General features: G+C 41.0%; 14 protein-coding genes. 9 read left to right on the top strand and 5 right to left on the bottom strand.

From position 1 onward, the window contains the following. Positions 1-84 precede the first annotated feature (84 nt). The 3 genes from rpoC to FPL17_RS12625 all read left to right on the top strand — a co-directional run bounded on the left by rpoC (position 85) and on the right by FPL17_RS12625 (position 5,519). Positions 85-4,278 carry a DNA-directed RNA polymerase subunit beta' gene (gene rpoC / locus FPL17_RS12635; protein WP_005191871.1) on the top strand — a complete coding sequence of 1,398 codons (4,194 nt, stop codon included), beginning with the start codon at positions 85-87 and terminating at the stop codon, positions 4,276-4,278. A gap of 163 nt (positions 4,279-4,441) precedes the next feature. Continuing rightward, a complete protein-coding gene (locus FPL17_RS12630) occupies positions 4,442-4,807 on the top strand; it encodes a hypothetical protein (protein ID WP_004774021.1) in 366 nt (121 codons plus the stop codon). A 352-nt stretch (positions 4,808-5,159) separates the two neighbouring features. Beyond that, positions 5,160-5,519, top strand: coding sequence for a YMGG-like glycine zipper-containing protein (locus tag FPL17_RS12625; protein ID WP_004774022.1), 360 nt, complete (start codon positions 5,160-5,162; stop codon positions 5,517-5,519). Positions 5,520-5,581: 62 nt separating this feature from the next. Here FPL17_RS12625 and FPL17_RS12620 read toward each other — a convergent pair whose 3' ends face one another. After that, complete coding sequence (locus FPL17_RS12620) at positions 5,582-6,067, bottom strand: DUF4442 domain-containing protein (protein ID WP_159886860.1); 486 nt, start codon at positions 6,065-6,067, stop codon at positions 5,582-5,584. Between the two features lie 114 nt (positions 6,068-6,181). On the opposite strand from FPL17_RS12620, the gene FPL17_RS12615 reads away from it, so the two are divergent. From FPL17_RS12615 to htpG, 5 genes are all read left to right on the top strand, one after another. Continuing rightward, positions 6,182-7,057: an alpha/beta fold hydrolase gene (locus tag FPL17_RS12615; protein ID WP_159885374.1), complete on the top strand. Its 876-nt coding sequence runs from the start codon at positions 6,182-6,184 to the stop codon at positions 7,055-7,057. Between the two features lie 121 nt (positions 7,058-7,178). Then, a complete protein-coding gene (locus tag FPL17_RS12610; RefSeq protein WP_005191876.1) occupies positions 7,179-8,600 on the top strand; it encodes a Na+/H+ antiporter family protein in 1,422 nt (473 codons plus the stop codon). A gap of 405 nt (positions 8,601-9,005) precedes the next feature. Beyond that, positions 9,006-9,590, top strand: coding sequence for an OmpW/AlkL family protein (locus FPL17_RS12605; protein WP_151715598.1), 585 nt, complete (start codon positions 9,006-9,008; stop codon positions 9,588-9,590). Positions 9,591-9,726: 136 nt separating this feature from the next. After that, positions 9,727-10,077 (top strand): lysozyme inhibitor LprI family protein, encoded by a 351-nt coding sequence (locus tag FPL17_RS12600; RefSeq protein WP_032864566.1) that lies wholly within the window; start codon positions 9,727-9,729, stop codon positions 10,075-10,077. Positions 10,078-10,190: 113 nt separating this feature from the next. After that, complete coding sequence (htpG, locus tag FPL17_RS12595; RefSeq protein ID WP_159885372.1) at positions 10,191-12,110, top strand: molecular chaperone HtpG; 1,920 nt, start codon at positions 10,191-10,193, stop codon at positions 12,108-12,110. A 93-nt stretch (positions 12,111-12,203) separates the two neighbouring features. Here the strand turns inward: htpG and FPL17_RS12590 are convergent, their stop codons facing one another. From FPL17_RS12590 to FPL17_RS12575, 4 genes are all read right to left on the bottom strand, one after another. Further along, on the bottom strand, positions 12,204-13,103 hold the full coding sequence (locus tag FPL17_RS12590; RefSeq protein ID WP_159885370.1) for a selenocysteine synthase: 900 nt from the start codon (positions 13,101-13,103) through the stop codon (positions 12,204-12,206). A 135-nt stretch (positions 13,104-13,238) separates the two neighbouring features. Beyond that, on the bottom strand, positions 13,239-14,372 hold the full coding sequence (locus tag FPL17_RS12585) for a hypothetical protein (RefSeq protein ID WP_151715595.1): 1,134 nt from the start codon (positions 14,370-14,372) through the stop codon (positions 13,239-13,241). Between the two features lie 218 nt (positions 14,373-14,590). Further along, on the bottom strand, positions 14,591-16,012 hold the full coding sequence (locus tag FPL17_RS12580) for a hypothetical protein (protein WP_159885368.1): 1,422 nt from the start codon (positions 16,010-16,012) through the stop codon (positions 14,591-14,593). A 580-nt stretch (positions 16,013-16,592) separates the two neighbouring features. Beyond that, the gene (locus tag FPL17_RS12575) at positions 16,593-17,288 is read right to left on the bottom strand and encodes a DsbA family oxidoreductase (protein ID WP_005191894.1); all 696 of its coding nucleotides are present in this window, start codon (positions 17,286-17,288) and stop codon (positions 16,593-16,595) included. Between the two features lie 177 nt (positions 17,289-17,465). On the opposite strand from FPL17_RS12575, the gene FPL17_RS12570 reads away from it, so the two are divergent. Further along, a complete protein-coding gene (locus FPL17_RS12570) occupies positions 17,466-18,215 on the top strand; it encodes a hypothetical protein (protein WP_159885366.1) in 750 nt (249 codons plus the stop codon). The last annotated feature ends 16 nt before the right edge of the window (positions 18,216-18,231 follow it).

Raw genomic sequence — 18,231 nt, 5'->3', positions numbered from 1 at the left:
GATTAGAGATTCCCAAATTTCAGTAAAAACAATATTTGTGACCCAGTCGAGTGAGCTTAGCTCCTCGACACACGGAGAAAAAAATTGAAAGACTTGCTCGATATCATGCGTAAGAAACCGGATTCAGAAGGTCATGCACCTGTTGAATTTGACCGTATCCGTATTGGTCTTGCGTCGCCAGAGATGATTAAGTCATGGTCTCACGGTGAAGTTAAAAAGCCTGAAACCATTAACTACCGTACTTTTAAACCTGAACGTGACGGTTTGTTCTGTGCCAAAATCTTTGGTCCAGTAAAAGATTACGAATGCTTGTGTGGTAAATACAAGCGTATGAAATACAAAGGTGTCATTTGTGAAAAATGTGGCGTTGAAGTAACAACTGCCAAAGTTCGTCGTGAACGTATGGGTCACATCGAGCTTGCATCTCCAGTTGCACATATTTGGTTCTTGAAATCATTACCGAGCCGTATCGGTTTACTTCTTGATATGACATTACGTGATATCGAACGCGTATTGTATTTCGAATCTTATGTTGTAACAGATCCTGGTATGACTCCGTTTGAAAAGTATCAACTTTTAACAGACGAAGAATACTACAATGCACTTGAAGAACACGGTGATGAATTCACTGCGAAGATGGGTGCAGAAGCGATTCAGGATCTATTAAAAGATATCGATCTTGAAGCTGAAATTGCGCGTTTACGCGAAGAAATTCCTCAAACAACCTCTGAGACGAAACTTAAGAAATCGTCTAAGCGTTTGAAATTGATGGAAGCTTTCAAAGATTCAAATAACAAGCCTGAATGGATGGTGATGAACGTACTTCCGGTACTTCCACCAGATTTACGTCCGCTTGTACCACTTGAAGGTGGTCGTTTCGCGACTTCAGACTTGAACGATTTGTATCGTCGTGTGATCAACCGTAACAACCGTTTAAAACGTCTTCTAGACTTAGCTGCACCAGACATTATCGTACGTAACGAAAAACGTATGTTACAAGAGTCTGTAGATGCGTTGCTTGATAACGGTCGTCGTGGTCGTGCAATTACAGGTTCGAACAAACGTCCATTGAAATCTTTGGCAGACATGATCAAAGGTAAACAAGGTCGTTTCCGTCAAAACTTACTTGGTAAGCGTGTTGACTATTCTGGTCGTTCGGTAATTACCGTTGGTCCTACTTTACGTCTTCACCAATGTGGTCTTCCGAAGAAGATGGCACTTGAACTATTCAAGCCATTTATTTTCGCGAAATTACAAGCTTCTGGCCAAGCAACAACCATTAAAGCTGCGAAGAAAATGGTTGAGCGTGAGACACCAGAAGTTTGGGACGTTCTTGCATCTGTGATTCGTCAACATCCAGTCATGTTGAACCGTGCGCCAACACTTCACCGTTTAGGTCTTCAAGCGTTTGAACCTATTCTGATCGAAGGTAAAGCGATCCGTCTTCACCCACTCGTATGTGCTGCGTTTAACGCCGACTTCGATGGTGACCAAATGGCGGTACACGTTCCATTGACACTTGAAGCACAGTTAGAAGCACGTGCGTTGATGATGTCAACCAATAACATCTTGTCACCTGCAAACGGTGAGCCAATCATCGTTCCTTCTCAGGACGTTGTCTTGGGTCTTTACTACATCACGCGTGATGCGGTAAATGCCAAAGGTGAAGGCATGGTGTTTGCGGATACACACGAAGTTAACCGTGCCTTAGCGACTGGTAAAGTTGCGATCCATGCACGCGTTAAAGTACGTGTACACCAAACTGTAATTGATGAAAATGGTCAGCGTGAAAAGCAAACTATTATTGTTGATACAACACCAGGTCGTTGCTTGTTGTGGGAAGTTGTTCCACAAGGTTTAAGCTTTGAATCGATCAACCTTGAGATGACTAAGAAAAACATCTCTAAGTTAATCAACTCTTGCTACCGTAAGCTTGGTTTGAAAGATACTGTTATCTTTGCTGATCAATTGATGTATTTGGGCTTCCGTCAAGCGACGCGTTCAGGTGTATCTGTAGGTATGGAAGACATGCTTATTCCACCAAATAAGCACACCATTATCGACAAAGCTGAAACTGAAGTTCGTGAAATCGAACAACAGTTTGAACAAGGCTTCGTAACTGCGGGTGAGCGCTATAACAAAGTGGTCGATATTTGGGCTCGTACCAATGACCAAGTTGCGAAAGCAATGATGGATAACTTGTCTTATACCCTTGTGAAAAACAAACAAGGTGAAGACGAGAAACAGAAGTCATTCAACTCAATTTATATGATGTCTGACTCGGGTGCCCGTGGTAGTGCGGCGCAGATCCGTCAGCTTGCTGGTATGCGTGGTTTGATGGCTAAGCCAGATGGCTCGATCATTGAGACCCCAATTAAAGCAAACTTCCGTGAAGGTTTGACAGTACTTCAGTACTTCATCTCAACACACGGTGCGCGTAAAGGTTTGGCCGATACCGCATTGAAAACTGCGAACTCTGGTTACTTGACTCGTCGTCTTGTAGACGTAGCACAAGATTTAGTTATTACTGAATCTGATTGTGGTACAGCTGGTGGCTTAGTGATGACACCATTCATTCAAGGTGGTGACGTGATCGAGCCATTACGCGATCGCGTATTGGGTCGTGTAACTGCTGAAGATGTACGTCGTGCATCTGATGATGAAGTTGTACTTCCACGTGGTACGTTAATTGACGAGAAAATTGCTGCTGAGCTTGAAGAAGCGGGTGTCGATGAAGTTAAAGTACGTTCAGTAATTGCATGTGAATCGACATTCGGTGTATGTGCACGCTGTTATGGTCGTGATCTTGCACGCGGTCACTTGGTGAATCCAGGTGAATCTGTCGGTGTAATGGCTGCTCAGTCAATTGGTGAACCTGGTACACAGTTAACAATGCGTACCTTCCACGTTGGTGGTGCTGCAAGCCGAACTTCTGCTGCAAACAGTGTTCAAGTACGTAATAAAGGTACTGTACGTTTCCACAACGTGAAAACTGTACAACATGCCAAAGGTCACTTAGTGTCAGTTTCACGTTCAGGTGAAATTGGTATTGCGGATGATTTAGGTCGTGAGCGTGAGCGCTATAAACTTCCTTACGGTGCAAGCATCTTGTTGAAAGATGGTGAAGCTGTAGAAGCTGGCGGTATCGTGGCGACTTGGGATCCACATACACATCCACTTGTTACCGAAGTTGCGGGTAAAGCACGTTTCAGCCAAATTGCTGATGGTGTAACTGCAACCTCTAAGACAGATGATGCGACAGGTATGACCACTGTTGAAATCTTGCCTGTAACAGCTCGTCCTGCTTCTGGTAAAGATTTACGTCCTGCAATTGTGTTGGATACAACAGATGGCGGCGAACAATTCTACTTCTTACCACAAAATACGATCGTAACTGTTCGCGATGGCGCAACGATCGGTGTGGGTGATGTACTTGGTCGTGTACCACAAGAAACTTCACGTACACGTGATATTACCGGTGGTCTTCCACGCGTAGCTGACTTGTTTGAAGCGCGTAAACCGAAAGAGCATGCGATTCTTGCAGAAGTATCAGGTGTTGTAAGCTTCGGTAAAGAGACTAAAGGTAAAAACCGTTTAGTGATTACTCCGGATGATGGTTCTGAGATCTACGAAGAATTGATTCCAAAATGGCGTACGATCAACGTGTTTGAAGGTGAGCATGTGAACCGTGGTGAAACCATTTCTGATGGTCCACAGAACCCACATGACATCTTACGTTTGAAAGGTGAAGTTGCATTAACCAACTACATCGTGAACGAAGTTCAAGACGTTTACCGTCTCCAAGGTGTAAAAATCAACGATAAGCACATTGAAGTTGTTGTACGTCAAATGTTGCGTAAAGTTGATATCACTGATGGCGGTGATACAAGCTTCATCAAAGGTGAGCAAGTGGATTACATCCGCGTTGTTCAAGAGAACCAAGCTGTCTTGGCTCAGAACAAGTTCCCTGCGAAGTTTGAACGTCAGTTAATGGGTATCACGAAAGCGTCGCTTTCTACTGACTCGTTCATCTCTGCTGCATCGTTCCAGGAAACAACTCGTGTGTTAACTGAAGCGGCTGTAACAGGTAAAGAAGATGATTTACGTGGCTTGAAAGAGAACGTTGTTGTAGGTCGCTTGATCCCTGCTGGTACAGGTCTTGCGTATCACCTAGAGCGTCGTCGTCAAGAATCAGAAGCTGCTGAGTTTGAACTTCACAACGATTTCAGTGAAGTTGATCAAGCATTTAGTCAAGCGTTGAACTCAGACCAGTTCTAAGTTTTAACGAATTAAAAAGGCACCTTCGGGTGCCTTTTTTTGTGGAAAAATAAAGCAGTTGTTACAAAAACACATTACAGCATCAGCATTTGATTACTTAATAAAAGTAAACAGTTCATTAAACAATACTATTCTATGCACATCTGAGAGAGGAGTTGTTCTAATGAAAAAAATGATGATGATTGCTGGCGTTGGTTTAATGTCAACTACACTTTTTGTGGGTTGCCAGAATGCGAGCCCAGAAAGTAAACGTATTGGTTCTGCTGCAATTGGCGGTGGTGCAGGCGGTGCAGTAGGTAAGCACGTGGGTGGTAACCTTGGAGCTGGTCTTGGTGCTGCAATTGGCGCGGGTGTTGCTGCCAATGCTAAAGGTTCAAATAGTAAAAATACCAGAAACAGTGCGATCGGTGCTGGTTTAGGTGCAGTGATTGGTGGTGCAGTATTGGGTGGCGATTCAGGTGCGGCTGTAGGTGGTGCACTTGGTGGTAGTGCTGGTTCTGCTTATGGTGAGAAAAAAGGCAAGTACTAAGCCTGAATAGAAATCGCTCGATGGCTGATTATCTCTTTGAGCTTGAGCCATCGAACAGTTTCATTGAAGAAAGTTGTCCTTTCTCATTGGGCATAAATGCATTGCCGAGAAAAGTTCCATAATAAAGCCCCTATTTATAATTCAAATTTTAATTCATCCTAATTCTTTAAAGCACTCAGTGTTGAGCAAAGGTATCTTGATCTTATTTATATCATCTTCATTCAAATTTTTTAAAAGCAGCCGCCTTTACAAAATATCAATCGATTAGGACATTGTGATAACACAATGTGATCAAATTCCCCATAAAAGAAGATTATGCTTTTCACTAGATGGTATAGAAGTGAGTATAGTCATGAAAAAAACAATTGGTTTAGTTTCAACTTTGGTGTTATCGGCGGTAATGTTTACAGGCTGTCAAAATATGAGTGCCTCTGACCAGCGTATTGGTACAGCAGCTCTTGGTGGTGCTGTCGGTGGCGGTCTAGGTAACCATGTAGGTGGCGGATTAGGTGCGGGTGTTGGTGCAGCTGCGGGTGCAGGTGTAGGTGCTAATGCGAAGGGCGCGAATAGCAGTTCTACCACCAGTAGCGCGATTGGTGCTGGTATCGGTTCTGTCGTGGGTAAAGCAATCTTTGGTGGTGACTCAGGCGCTGCAATTGGTGGTGCAATCGGTGGTGGTGCGGGTGCCGCAATCCAAGAGAAAAAGAGATAATTTCTGATCATCAGATTCAAAAATGCCTGCAAACGATTGCAGGCATTTTTATGTGAAGGGCGCTAAGCACTGGCTTTGGGTTTTTTACGACGGATATAAAGAACCTTTTCAACTTCTGCAATTCGCGTTCCTGCTTCATCAACAATATTCAATGTGTAATGGCGTAGAACAGGCTCATGATTTTCAGCCAATTTCTTGATTTCAGTGATTTCATCACGATTCAGTTGAATCTCAGCATACACTGTATTACGGCCTGGTGAGAGAAAGTTAATCGTGGCACTTTTATCCCAGACAATATATTTATGCCCCAAATGATGAATCAGAATCAGCATATAAAAAGGGTCGACCATTGAATAAAGGCTGCCGCCAAAATGCGTTCCGACAAGATTGCGGTTACGTCTCGTCAGTGGCATTTTGACTCGAATGTAGTAATCATCCAGATCAATGGTTTCAATCTCAATACCTGCACCGCGATAAGGTGAGTAATGATTGAGCATAAATTTGGATATCGCAGGAATGGTTCGAATTTTTTTGAAAAAGTCTTTCATGGTCAATTTTTTTTCTTGCAACTCTATTCATACTCCATAAGTATCATTTTTATTGCATCGCTGGCAATGGCTGTTTTATGACCAAGCCGATAGAAAACAAAATGGGAAAGAATTATGCAAGCACAAGTAAAAACAGTAACGACGTCTGATCAGCAAACGCTTTGTGTCAAAACATGGGGAGATGAGAAAAAAACACCTCTAGTTTTAGTACATGGCTATCCAGATAATCAGGAAGTTTGGGAGCCGATCATTGAAAACCTTGTCGATGATTACTATGTGGTGACTTATGATGTGCGTGGTGCAGGTCTGTCTTCGATTCCTAAGCGCATCAAAGATTATCGTTTGCCACGTTTGTCATTGGACCTTCAAGAAGTGGTTGATGCCGTGATCCCAAGCCGTAACTTTCATATGGCAGCACATGACTGGGGTTCATTACAGTCTTGGGAGTCAGCGACTGAACCAAAACTCAAAGGTCGTTTATTGTCTTATACGACGATTTCAGGTCCTTGTTTAGACCATGCATCTCTCTATTTACGTGAAAAATTTAAATCTGCACCAAGCAATGTACTGAAAATGCTGACCAAATCTTGGTATATCGGTGCTTTCCATTTACCTTTAGTTGCACCAACGGTATGGACATTCTTTAGTCCAGAAAAATGGGGCAAGATCCTAAGTGGTTTGGAAAAGAAGAAAAATTTACCTTTGAATGCCAATATTGTGGCGGATGGTAAATACGGTATTAATCTTTACCGTGCCAATTTTATCCCATCTCTTACTCAGCCACGCCAACGCTATGCACAATGCCCTGTACAAGCGATCGTGCTACAGCGTGATGCTTTTGTGAGTCCAGAGTACATCACTGAAGCAATGCCGAAATGGGTGGAAAAATTTGAGTATGTCGAACTGGATGCCAACCACTGGGCGGTACTGAGTCAGCCTGAAAAAATTGCTGAACTGATCCGTCAATTCGTGCAACGTCAAGCTGCTTAAGGCTTTAGTGGATTTATTAAGCTAAAAATCACTTAAGATTAGCAATAAGACGGCGATATTTTCAGCTAGGTTTTAATGAATCTGCTAGAATATCGCCTTTTCTTTGCTCCTGAATTTGTTCATGAATGCTGTCGTAATTGCGATTGCCGTGATGTTTATCTTGTCACTGGCACGAGTTTCTGTTGTTCTCACTTTGGTGATTTCAGCCATTATTGGAGGCTTGGTCGCTGGTCTAAGTCTTTCTCAAACTGTAGAAGCATTTAATGCTGGCTTGGGTGATGGTGCTGAAGTTGCTTTGGCTTATGCAGTATTAGGTGCATTTGCATTGGCACTTTCAAAGTCTGGATTGCCCGATTTACTGGCCCATAAACTGATTGGTTTATTAGGAATGGAAGCAGGTAAAAACCAGCAGAAAAAGGTGAAATATCTTTTATTAACGATTCTACTAATTGCTGCAATCTTCTCTCAAAACCTGATTCCTGTACATATTGCCTTTATCCCGGTATTGGTTCCGCCTTTATTGAAAGTGATGAACCACTTGAAGCTAGATCGTCGAGCGGCAGCATGTGTGATGACTTTAGGCCTGGTCGGGACCTATATTTTCCTGCCTGTTGGCTTTGGTGCGATTTTCCTTGAACAAATTCTGATGGGCAATATCAACAAGATTGGCGCAGCTTACGGTTTGCATGTGGAACGGGGCATGATGCCAATCGGTATGGCGATTCCAGTCTTAGGGATGGTGATTGGTACCTTAGTTGCGGTATTTATTAGCTATCGTAAGCCGCGTATTTATGTTGATCGTTCAATTACACCAGTTAAAACCATTGATCTAGACAAGCCACTGAAAGTGACTACACAAGCAGAGTATGATCTCAAAGCGGATGCTGAAGAACTCAAACAAGAAGCTGAGAATGTACCTTATATCTCCAAGAAAACCATGTTTATGGCCGTTCTTGCGATTGGTTTAACTCTGGTTGCTCAGCTCTATTCAGGTTCGATGATTCTAGGTGGCTTGGTTGGTTTTGCAGTGTTGTCCGCATCAGGTATTTTTAAATGGCAAGATGCTGATGACGTATTTGTACAAGGTATGCGAATGATGGCGCTAGTGGGCTTTATCATGATCTCTGCGGCAGGTTTTGCCTCAGTGATGACCCATACAGGTGATATTACCCATCTGGTTAATGGCGTGGTGCATATCATTGGTGATAACCATGCATTAGCTGCGTTCCTGATGCTCTTTATCGGCTTATTCGTGACGATTGGTATTGGTTCATCGTTCTCAAGTGTGCCTGTGCTGGCCGTGATTTACGTACCTTTGTGTGTACAGTTTGGCTTCTCACCTTTAGCAACAATCGCTTTAATTGGTACCGCTGCAGCATTAGGTGATGCGGGTTCACCTGCATCTGATTCGACTTTAGGACCAACAGCTGGTTTAGGTGTAGATGGTCAACATGATCACATTTGGGATACGGTTGTGCCGACTTTTATACATTTTAATATCCCGCTGCTTATTTTTGGCTGGATTGCCGCAATGGTTTTATAATGAAAATGGCTCTTTAAGAGCCATTTTTTATGCTTGTATATTTTCTAGAATTAAAATATAAAAATAATCAGTATTTGACATTTTTTGTCTCTTTTATAATGTGATTTTAATATTAAGTTTTATGTGACTATATTTTTTAATCCATCTAAATTGAATTTTTCTAAAAACTTTATCTAATATTTGAAATTGATGTATTCTGATTGAAATGCTAGGTTTTATAGTGATTTAAGTGGACTAAAAAGGTCTGAATTAATAAATATTACATATTTTAACAATTATATTTTATTAATATTCAACATATTACAAAATAGATTTAAATGGTCGGAATTAATAAGTATTGCATAATGTAAAAACCCGTGTTTATTATGTTGAACAAGAACATAAATTGTTAAAGAGGTTGTTTTAATGTTAAAGAAAGTATTGGTTGTTGCATTATTGGGGTTATCTTCAACTGCATTTGCAGGGGGCTTTCAAGTTAAAGTAGGTGCGAGTTTAATTGATCCAACTGCGGATGTAACTTTAAAGCCAGGTGCAACTGTAAAAGGGGATTACGAGTTTGCATTTACGCCATCGGTTGAATATTTCTTTGGTGAAACGCCATTCTCAGCTGAAATTTTATTGGCGACACCTGTGAAGCATGATGTTTTATTAAATGGTGAGTCTGTTGCGAGTGTTCGCCATTTACCACCAACAATTACAGCGAAATATAACTTTAAAAACTCAACTCGCTTCACGCCATATATTGGTGTCGGTGGTACAGCCTTCATCCCTTGGCATGAAAAGGGTGTAGCGAAAGATGTAAAAGAAGCATTTGGTTTTGCCGGTCAGTTAGGTTTTAACTTCCAGCCTGCTGATGCGAAAAACTGGGGTGTTTATGTTGATGTGCGTTATGCAGACATTAGCCCAGAAGTGACCTTGGTCGATGGCACTAAATTTGATTTAGACCTCAATCCAGTGGTGTATACATTAGGTTATAGCTACAAGTTCTAAGTCAGTGAAAGATTGAAGAACCTCACCTTGTGTGAGGTTTTTTATTTTTGCAATTTGAATATAAAACCAATACAGGCTTCAACACTTGAGTTTTGTATGCTGAGACATAAGCTTAAATAAAAGTGAATGATCCATGATGAAAAAATTGATAACGACAGCATTATTACTCACACCCTTATTAATTTTGTCCCAAGCTCAGGCAGCGAGTTTCTCTTGTAAGGCGGCGAAGCTAAAAGCTGAACAACAGATTTGCAATGACCGCAGTTTAAATGATGCCGATGTCAAACTTGCGACCACCTACCAAATCATTCTGCATGCTTTACCTATGGGTGGTCGTGATGCAGAGAAAGATCAACAATTTAAATGGTTAAAACAGCGTAATTCCTGTGCTGCCAATAGCCCTTGTCTGAAGCGTGCCTATGCACAAAGACAGCAACAGTTAGATCAACTTCTACAGACGCGAGTCTTGAGTCAAGGTCCATTCTAATTGTAACTTTTGTGCGATTTTTAGCTGAAAAATAAACATCAAGGATTGAAAAATCCAAGATATGCACCATTCATAAATCATTCCAAGATATAAGCACAGATAAGGAGTGATTTATGAGTGAGCAAGTCGCACAGAATTATAGTTTCCAAGCTGAGGTTGCTCAGTTATTGCATTTAGTGACCCATTCACTGTATTCCAACCCTGAAATTTTCTTACGTGAATTGATTTCAAATGCATCGGATGCTTGCGATAAGTTACGTTTTGAAGGGATTAATCACCCTGAATATTATGAAAATGATCCAGATTTACGTGTTCGCGTCAGCTTGGATAAAGACAATAAAACCTTAACTATTTCAGATAACGGGATTGGTCTAAGCCAACAAGAAGCCATTGATAACCTAGGGACCATTGCAAAGTCAGGTACCAAAGACTTTATGTCTAAGCTAACAGGCGACCAAAAATCAGATGCCCAGTTGATTGGTCAGTTTGGTGTTGGTTTCTACTCAGGTTTTATTGTTGCCGATAAAATTACCGTTGAATCACGTCGTGCAGGGCTGGATGCAGCTGAAGCTGTGCGTTGGATCAGTGGTGGTACAGGTGAATTTGAAGTTCAAACGATTGAGAAAGCAACACGTGGTACAGACATCATCTTGCATTTACGTGATGATGCACTTGACTATTTAGAGTCGTGGAAGGTTAAACAAATCATCAATAAATATTCTGACCACATCAGTTTGCCAATCGAAATGCAAAAAGAAGTGTGGCAAGAGGAAGAAGTCGCTGAAGGTGAAGAACCGAAAGGCGGCCAAATGGTGAAGACGGATGAATGGGAAGCGATCAACTCAGCAAGTGCGTTATGGACGCGCAACAAGAGTGAAATCACTGATGAGCAATACATCGAGTTTTATAAGAACCTGAGCCACGATTTTGCAGAGCCTTTGGCATGGGCGCATAACCGCGTGGAAGGTAGCACTGAATATACTCAGTTGCTGTATATCCCAAGTCAGGCCAAACAGGATTTGTTTACCCGTGAAGCAAAAGCAGGCATTAAGCTGTATGTAAAACGTGTATTTATCTTGGATGAAGCAGATAACCTGATTCCAAATTATTTACGTTTTGTTCAAGGCGTGGTGGACAGTGCGGATTTACCGCTGAACGTCAGCCGTGAACTTTTACAAGAAAGCCGTGATGTAAAAACCATTCGTGAAGGTAATGCGCGTCGTGTATTGACCTTACTGGATGGCTTGGCAAAATCGGAAGATGAGAAAGACCAAGAGAAATTTAAAACCTTCTACACTGAATTTGGTTCAGTATTGAAAGAAGGTTTAGGTGAAGACACGGGTAATCGTGAACGTATTTTAAAATTATTACGTTTTGCAACTTCAAATCATGATGAGATCAGTACTTCTTTTGCCGACTACAAGGCACGTATGAAAGAAGGGCAGAAAGCGATTTATTATGTGACTGCGGATAATTTAACGGCTGCGAAAAACTCACCACAACTTGAAGTATTCAAGAAGAAAGGCATTGAAGTTTTACTCATGGCAGATCGCGTTGATGAGTGGGCCATGAACTTTGTATTTGAGTTCGATGGTACGCCATTGCAGAACGTGTCTAAAGGTGCAGTTGATCTTGGTGATCTACAAGATGCCGAAGAGAAAAAGGCCTTAGAGCAGGCGGCTGAACAGTTTAAGCCAGTGGTGGATCGTTTAAGTAGCTCGTTAAAAGACAAAACCAAAGAAGTGCGTGTGACGACACGTTTGGTGGATTCTCCTGCATGTTTGGTTACCAGTGAAGGGGAACTTTCGCCACAGCTAATTCGTATGTTGAAGCAAGCAGGCCAAGCTGTTCCTGAAATTAAGCCAACTTTGGAAATTAACCCTGAGCATCCTTTGGTGAAAAAATTAGAGAACTCAGCGCAGTTTGATGATTTGGCCAATGTGATCTTTGATCAGGCTGTGATTGCAGAAGGTGGCTTACCAGAAGATCCAGCAGCCTATGTTAAACGTATTAATAGCTTGTTATTGAAATAAGCGTTTTAATCACAAAAAACCTCTGCTTCGGCAGAGGTTTTTTTATGTGTGTGGATAACTTTAAAGTTATCCATAGTGGTGTTGCTATTTTCATCAGAAGTGGGCTTCAAAGCTCATTTGATAGCTGAAATGATTGTCCTGCTTATCGGCAGGCAGATTTAAATAATTCAGATCATTTTGCATATACAGCCAGTTACGCCAAATCGGACGCTTCCAAGAAAAATAAGGTCCCCATTGATTGACTCGAAGTTCTTTCTTTTCATAATCGCCTTCACTGACAATGCCATAGCTGAGGTTGTCTTTGGAGAGTAAATGCAACTTTTGGAAAGTCCGATTACGCCAAGTGTAGTCTTCATCTTGGGTCTTCGACAGATTGAATTGAGTTGAGAATAATGCTTGTTGCTGAAACATCTGGGTTAGATTTAGATTGGTTTCCGCATAGTTTTTACTGCTTGAGCCATAACGGAAGATTTGCGCCGTATCCAGATTCAGTCCTGAGTGTAAATTCCATTGCTTCTTGGCAAGAAATTGCACATAAATATCAGTATTGGAGTTCGAACCCAGATCTAGATCATTGTTAAAGGGTAACCAATTTGAAATCGTACTCCAACTTGCGCTGACAGGATTGGGAGAATTGATATTTTTATGTGATTGATGATGTTTAGTGACTTTACCAAGTTTTTTTAGCGGAGGTGGCTGCTGTGCACGCTGCCATAATGAGTCTTCGCCAAAAACAGCCATTAACTCCTGACTCAGTTGAGTATCATTGAGTTGCTCCTCTGGTCTTTCTGTTGCAACATCGCAAGCAAAGGTTTCTGTGGCTTGTTTTTGAGTGAGGGGATGCCAAGTCTTTTGATCTAAGAATAGATTTGATGTGCGATTGAAATGTCTATGAAGCGGTAAGAATATTGGAAAGAAGGGTGTCAGTAGCTCGCCGAGGCAAAGATTGCCTACAATCAAAAAATACACAGCCAAAGCGTATCGTTGATACATGTTAAAGTGAAGAAAAATAAAAGAAAATAATAATAACAGTCGAAGCTTAAAAAATTATTGATTGTGCAAGCAATTTTAGCAATGAAAATGCCCAATCAAAATTTCAATTGGGCATGATGAGCTGTGATGGAAGGACTAGAATAAGGTCTCAAGTCGGACGAAAGTACTGACAAAATGATTACGGTCTTCTCGATGATCATTAAAATAATTAAGATCGCCTTGTACATAGAACCATTCACGCCAGAGTGGTTGTCGCCATGACACAAACGGTCCCCAACTGTTTAAACGGAGTTCATCTTTGTTGTAGTAGCCACCGGTATAAATGCCATAATTGAAGTTGTTATGTGCAAAGAACTGGTGTTGACGGAAAAGACGGTTATCCCACCATAGATCATCATCCTGCTTGTCCGCGTAGGTCAAACTGAACTGATTGGAGATAAAGGGTTGATTTGGGCGTGCGTGGATCAACTCTAAATTGGTGCGCAGATAATTTTCACTTTTGCTGCCATAGCGATAAATTTGTTCTGCATTAAAGCGAAAATCATTGCGTAGATCCCAATGTTTTTCCGCTCTTAAGCGGGCATAAATATCACTGCCTGAACGAATACCAATGTCAGCATCGGTTTCAAAAGGGAGTTTTTTGGAGAAATTTGACCAACGTAAGGCTAAAGAACCATTACTGTCTCGGGTTTGTTTGGAATCAAATTTTTTATCTGGATCCTGATTCGGCTGGTTATTGGTGTTGGCAACATTATTTTTAAATTCATCATCGAGAGAGTCATCACCAAATACCACACTGACCTTTTTCTCTAAGGTCGGTAATTTAATTTTACCGCGGATACGAGGTTTGACTTCATAACCATCATATTCATTCCAGTAGTTATCAAGCATTACCCGAATAGTGGCTGAGGCTGGATTTTCAGGATCGACATCACCAAACCAATCATCAATTTTGACTGAAGTACGGTCAGCCCATTCACGAATACTGCGTTGCTTTTTATCGGCCCAGGTTCTGTCTTCGGTTTCGGCAGTCGGTGGGACCGTAGATTGATTGGATTGCGCAGGAAAGATTGTTGGCGTTGCATCAACCCAGCGTGGAATGTAGTCCAATGCATTTTCATCGTGATTTAATGTGGTCGAATTTTCAGCAGAATTGGGCTGCTGGTTTTGAGCATTGGTTTCTGCGTTGGTAACACTCAACGTACCCAGTGAAAGTGTTAGCAAAGCAAAAAAGATACGTGTCGGTACCATTTGCTGTAAATTATTCATAATGAAGACTTATATATTGTTCTTATGTTAACTTTTGATGATTGAGGCCATAAAAGCAAGTATCAGACACAAAAAGCAGCAATTTAACCATGTAAAAATGCTAGAAATCATAATGGTTTAGTGAGATATAGCGGCATGAGCTGATCCAAGTCCTTTTGGAAAAATGCAGCTAATCACTGAATTACAGCTTGGGACAGAGCGTATCAATAATGTTCAGTTTAAGACGATTCTGGCAAGGCACTATTTTCTAAGGCTTGATAGAGATCATGCACAGAAATAGGTTGAGGTAAGCGGCTAATGACCTGACGGATCAATTGCCATGTATAGCCATCGGCACGGTCTAATAATAGATAAGGGTAGGCTTGGTCTTCATTTGACAGCTTGACACGTTCTAAGCCATGAATAACACGAATTTTCTGACGCTCTCTAAGTAAAATCACAGGCGTTAAAAAAGTAGCAGCAGTCTCATCAAATGGAATAAATTTCTGCGTGTTGATAAATGATGCAGGAATATAAGGATAAACACGCTGATCGCGTTGCCAAACCAGAGTGCCATTCATAATACATTCATTAAACAAGGTCTCATGCTGATGATAATGTTGTTTAAAATTATTCCAGCTGGTTTGATGAATGGAGCTGGTTCGAGTATGTCGTTGATTGGTATAGGCCTGTAAAATTGTGGTTGCGTATTCGACACTATGGGTTCCGACCAAGACCACATAATGTGAAAATTGGCCCTGCGCATAAAGTTGCTCAGCAATGAAAATTTGTGCTGATCCCCAAAGCGGTTGAGCTTCATTTTCGGCTTTCAGATACAGCCAGTCAATTTTGATATTTTGATCAATTTCGTTATGTAAATCGACTCGATACAGCGATGGAAAGGTTCGTGGATCCAGTCGTTCTAATTTGCAGAGTAAACCATCCAAATTAAAATCATTCAGTGTTAGCGGTTTTGCCTTATTCAGGTTTGCTGATGGACGTGTACCTGATCTAAAACTCGGCTTAACCCGTGTTGCTGCTGGAATAGAGGGAGTCACTTGCGCGGGTTGAATTTTTTCTTGAATAATTGCTTCGAGCTGTGTCTGGAATTTGGCAGTTTCTTCTTTAAGAATAGATAGGCTGTCTTTACTTGTCGTTTGTTGCATATCCGCAGCTTGAATCGGTTCTAAGATAGGGATCAAATTTTGTAATTCATGATCTGTTTTAACATATTCGCTAGCGTGCTCTTGTAGCCATAGTAAGGCATCTTGAGCGGAGTTCAGCCAAGGGCTTTTCAAGAAGGAGAGTGCAGGACGAATCACCCAAACCTGCCAGTGCTGTGCTTGACGTAATGCCGCCCAGCCCATATCAGCCGAAGCAAATAATGCATTTTCCACACGGCCCATAAAGTTATAGGTTCCACGATAGGTCATCGCATAGCCATAATGAGCCAAATCCTCGCTAGAAAATTCTTCATTGAGAATAAATTCTTTAAAGGGTGTCAGTTGATCCTGAAAATTAGGATCGTCGCAAGATGCGCAGATGTCTTTGATGCGTTGTTTTGATTTAGCAATTTCAAAAAGTGATGTTTTATCATCATTAAGCCCGTTAACGAGCGTTTTAAGCTCATCAACCAAGAGTGCTTTCTCTAATACGTCCATCTATTGTTTCCTTAGAGATAGGCTTGAGCCTGTTTTAAATCATGAATAAGGACAAAGTGACAGCAGCTTCTAACAGTTTTTAATCGGTTATAGTTGATAAAGTATGCTGTTTTACGCTTGTGACAAGCGGTTTTCGATATGGATGTATGCGTACATTTGCTTCAAAGACGCAGCTTCCAAAGACTACATTTTAGTCACAAAAGATTGTCACTTTATGACGATTATAGAAGAAAAAGAGGCAAAATCTATAGTGGAGCAGTTAGTAGAAAATCTCATTTGCATCGCTTAAATCGAGATATGGGTCATGGTTTCTCTTTGAAAATAAAAACATTTTAAAATAGTGAATCGAAGAAGCAGATCATAAGATAAAACTTTATCTATAAATTTGTGCGTGAATTGTGATCACTTTCACATATCTCTTGATGAAAAGCTCAGCAAATAAAAATATGTTGTTATTGAAATAATCATGACCGTCGATAAACGGTATTTATTTAAAGATAAAAGACTGAAATAAAAGAAAATTAGTTATAAAAAAGCCGCTGCCATACGTTGCTGGAAGCGGTTTTTTGATCAATCTAAATTAGGGTTTAATTTCGCATTGATCATCATTACATTGAGCTGCATCAGTTTGCTCAATCTCTTCGGTTGATTCTGACTGTGCTTGCTGCATAGCCTGTAAGAAAATCTCACGGGGTTGAGCACCTGAAAGAGCAAGTTTTTGATCAAACACAAAGAAAGGAACGCCTGTCACTTTCAATTGTTCGTGGGCAATTTGTTCATCGTGATGAACAAAATCAGCGAGTTCATTGGTATCCAGCACATATTCTACTTCGGCATTGTCTAGGCCAATCCGTGAGGCGATTTCTTCAACCACTTCACGCTCACCAATCGCAAGACCTTCAGTCATATAAGCATGGAAGAATGCTTCTTTCGCTTCATTTCCCAAGCCCTTACTTTGTGCAAGGTGGATAATGCGGTGTGCATTGAAGCTATTGCCTGAATTGGCCTTTTGCCATTGGAAATCGATACCTTCTACTGCGGCCATAGCTGCAACATTACGTTCCATTTCTTCCATTTCAGCATAACTACGACCATACTTTTTGGCTAAACGTTCAGTATTTGAGGTGTCGTGTTTAGCAGGTGCATTTGGATCCAGTTCAAAGCTATGCCAGTGGATGTCTAATTCAATACCAGCTTCTTGGGCAACATGTTCAAGACGCTTTTTACCGATATAACAAAACGGACAGACCACATCTGACCAAATATCTACACGCATGGTGGATCTCTTCAATTCTCGTTAAACAGATAATAGGGGCGAACGTGTAGAATTTAAAGCGATGAAAATGTAATGCTCCGTTACGAGAAGTGAAATAAAAAGGACTATAACCACATGTGTTTTATCAATTAAACTCAGATTCAGAACATAAAAAATATAATGATACTTGGAGGCAATATGCGCCGTTTTTTATTATTTATTACAGTTGTGGTGCTTTGTATTGGTTCATTTTTCTTTTATCAGCATACTCTGAAACAACGAGCCATCAATAATCAGCAAATGTTTGAAGTGGTGATGGCTGAGAAAATGCGTGAACTTTATGATCAGGCACAAGACTGGTCAACCCCCGTACAGTTGGATATTCATGATGATCGTTTATCTGGCGATTATAAGTTGATGTCTGAGTTTCTACTGAACTACTGGATGCAAAATGTAGAAGCCCGCAATCATTATTTACGGGAACTCAAAGCTGCTAATTGGGATACTTTTCTCAATGTCGAACGATTAGATCAAGATCGTAAACAGGGCTATAAAGATACGGAACAGATGTTTGTGAATGTCCGTAAAGCATCAGCGAAGTATGAACAAGCACGGCAACAGATTCAGACCAGTTCAATGCAGCAGGCAAAAAGTTTAGCAATTCATAATGAAATGAGAAGCTCGCTCCTAGCAAAATTAGAACATAATCTGAAAGCAGATAAAGCCCATGACATTTTTCCGATTGAGCAGCAAATCATTGAAAAGGCACAAGCCATGTTCGATATGCTGAAGAAATATCAGTGGCAACGTAAGGACAAAATGATTCTTTTTGCTGAAACAACACAGGTGAAAAAGTTTAATGGACTCTATCAAGATGTATTAAAGCTGAATGCCAAGATGGAGAAAATTAAAAAAAACAATACTGAAGTTTTAGAGGATGAGTTGTAACAGAGCTTGATAACGC

The organism is Acinetobacter dispersus, assembly GCF_009884975.1.
Taxonomy (GTDB): Bacteria; Pseudomonadota; Gammaproteobacteria; order Pseudomonadales; family Moraxellaceae; genus Acinetobacter; species Acinetobacter dispersus.
This window is presented reverse-complemented; position numbering and strand designations above follow the sequence as displayed.

Excerpts from the sequence above, each read along its gene's own strand:
- FPL17_RS12615 (WP_159885374.1), top strand. The coding sequence starts at position 6,182 with ATGCAAGCACAAGTAAAAACAGTAACGACGTCTGATCAGCAAACGCTT.
- FPL17_RS12580 (WP_159885368.1), bottom strand. The coding sequence starts at position 16,012 with ATGGACGTATTAGAGAAAGCACTCTTGGTTGATGAGCTTAAAACGCTC.
- FPL17_RS12605 (WP_151715598.1), top strand. The coding sequence starts at position 9,006 with ATGTTAAAGAAAGTATTGGTTGTTGCATTATTGGGGTTATCTTCAACT.
- FPL17_RS12600 (WP_032864566.1), top strand. The coding sequence starts at position 9,727 with ATGAAAAAATTGATAACGACAGCATTATTACTCACACCCTTATTAATT.
- FPL17_RS12575 (WP_005191894.1), bottom strand. The coding sequence starts at position 17,288 with ATGCGTGTAGATATTTGGTCAGATGTGGTCTGTCCGTTTTGTTATATC.
- htpG (WP_159885372.1), top strand. The coding sequence starts at position 10,191 with ATGAGTGAGCAAGTCGCACAGAATTATAGTTTCCAAGCTGAGGTTGCT.
- FPL17_RS12590 (WP_159885370.1), bottom strand. The coding sequence starts at position 13,103 with ATGTATCAACGATACGCTTTGGCTGTGTATTTTTTGATTGTAGGCAAT.
- FPL17_RS12570 (WP_159885366.1), top strand. The coding sequence starts at position 17,466 with ATGCGCCGTTTTTTATTATTTATTACAGTTGTGGTGCTTTGTATTGGT.
- FPL17_RS12610 (WP_005191876.1), top strand. The coding sequence starts at position 7,179 with ATGAATGCTGTCGTAATTGCGATTGCCGTGATGTTTATCTTGTCACTG.
- FPL17_RS12630 (WP_004774021.1), top strand. The coding sequence starts at position 4,442 with ATGAAAAAAATGATGATGATTGCTGGCGTTGGTTTAATGTCAACTACA.
- FPL17_RS12585 (WP_151715595.1), bottom strand. The coding sequence starts at position 14,372 with ATGAATAATTTACAGCAAATGGTACCGACACGTATCTTTTTTGCTTTG.
- FPL17_RS12620 (WP_159886860.1), bottom strand. The coding sequence starts at position 6,067 with ATGAAAGACTTTTTCAAAAAAATTCGAACCATTCCTGCGATATCCAAA.
- FPL17_RS12625 (WP_004774022.1), top strand. The coding sequence starts at position 5,160 with ATGAAAAAAACAATTGGTTTAGTTTCAACTTTGGTGTTATCGGCGGTA.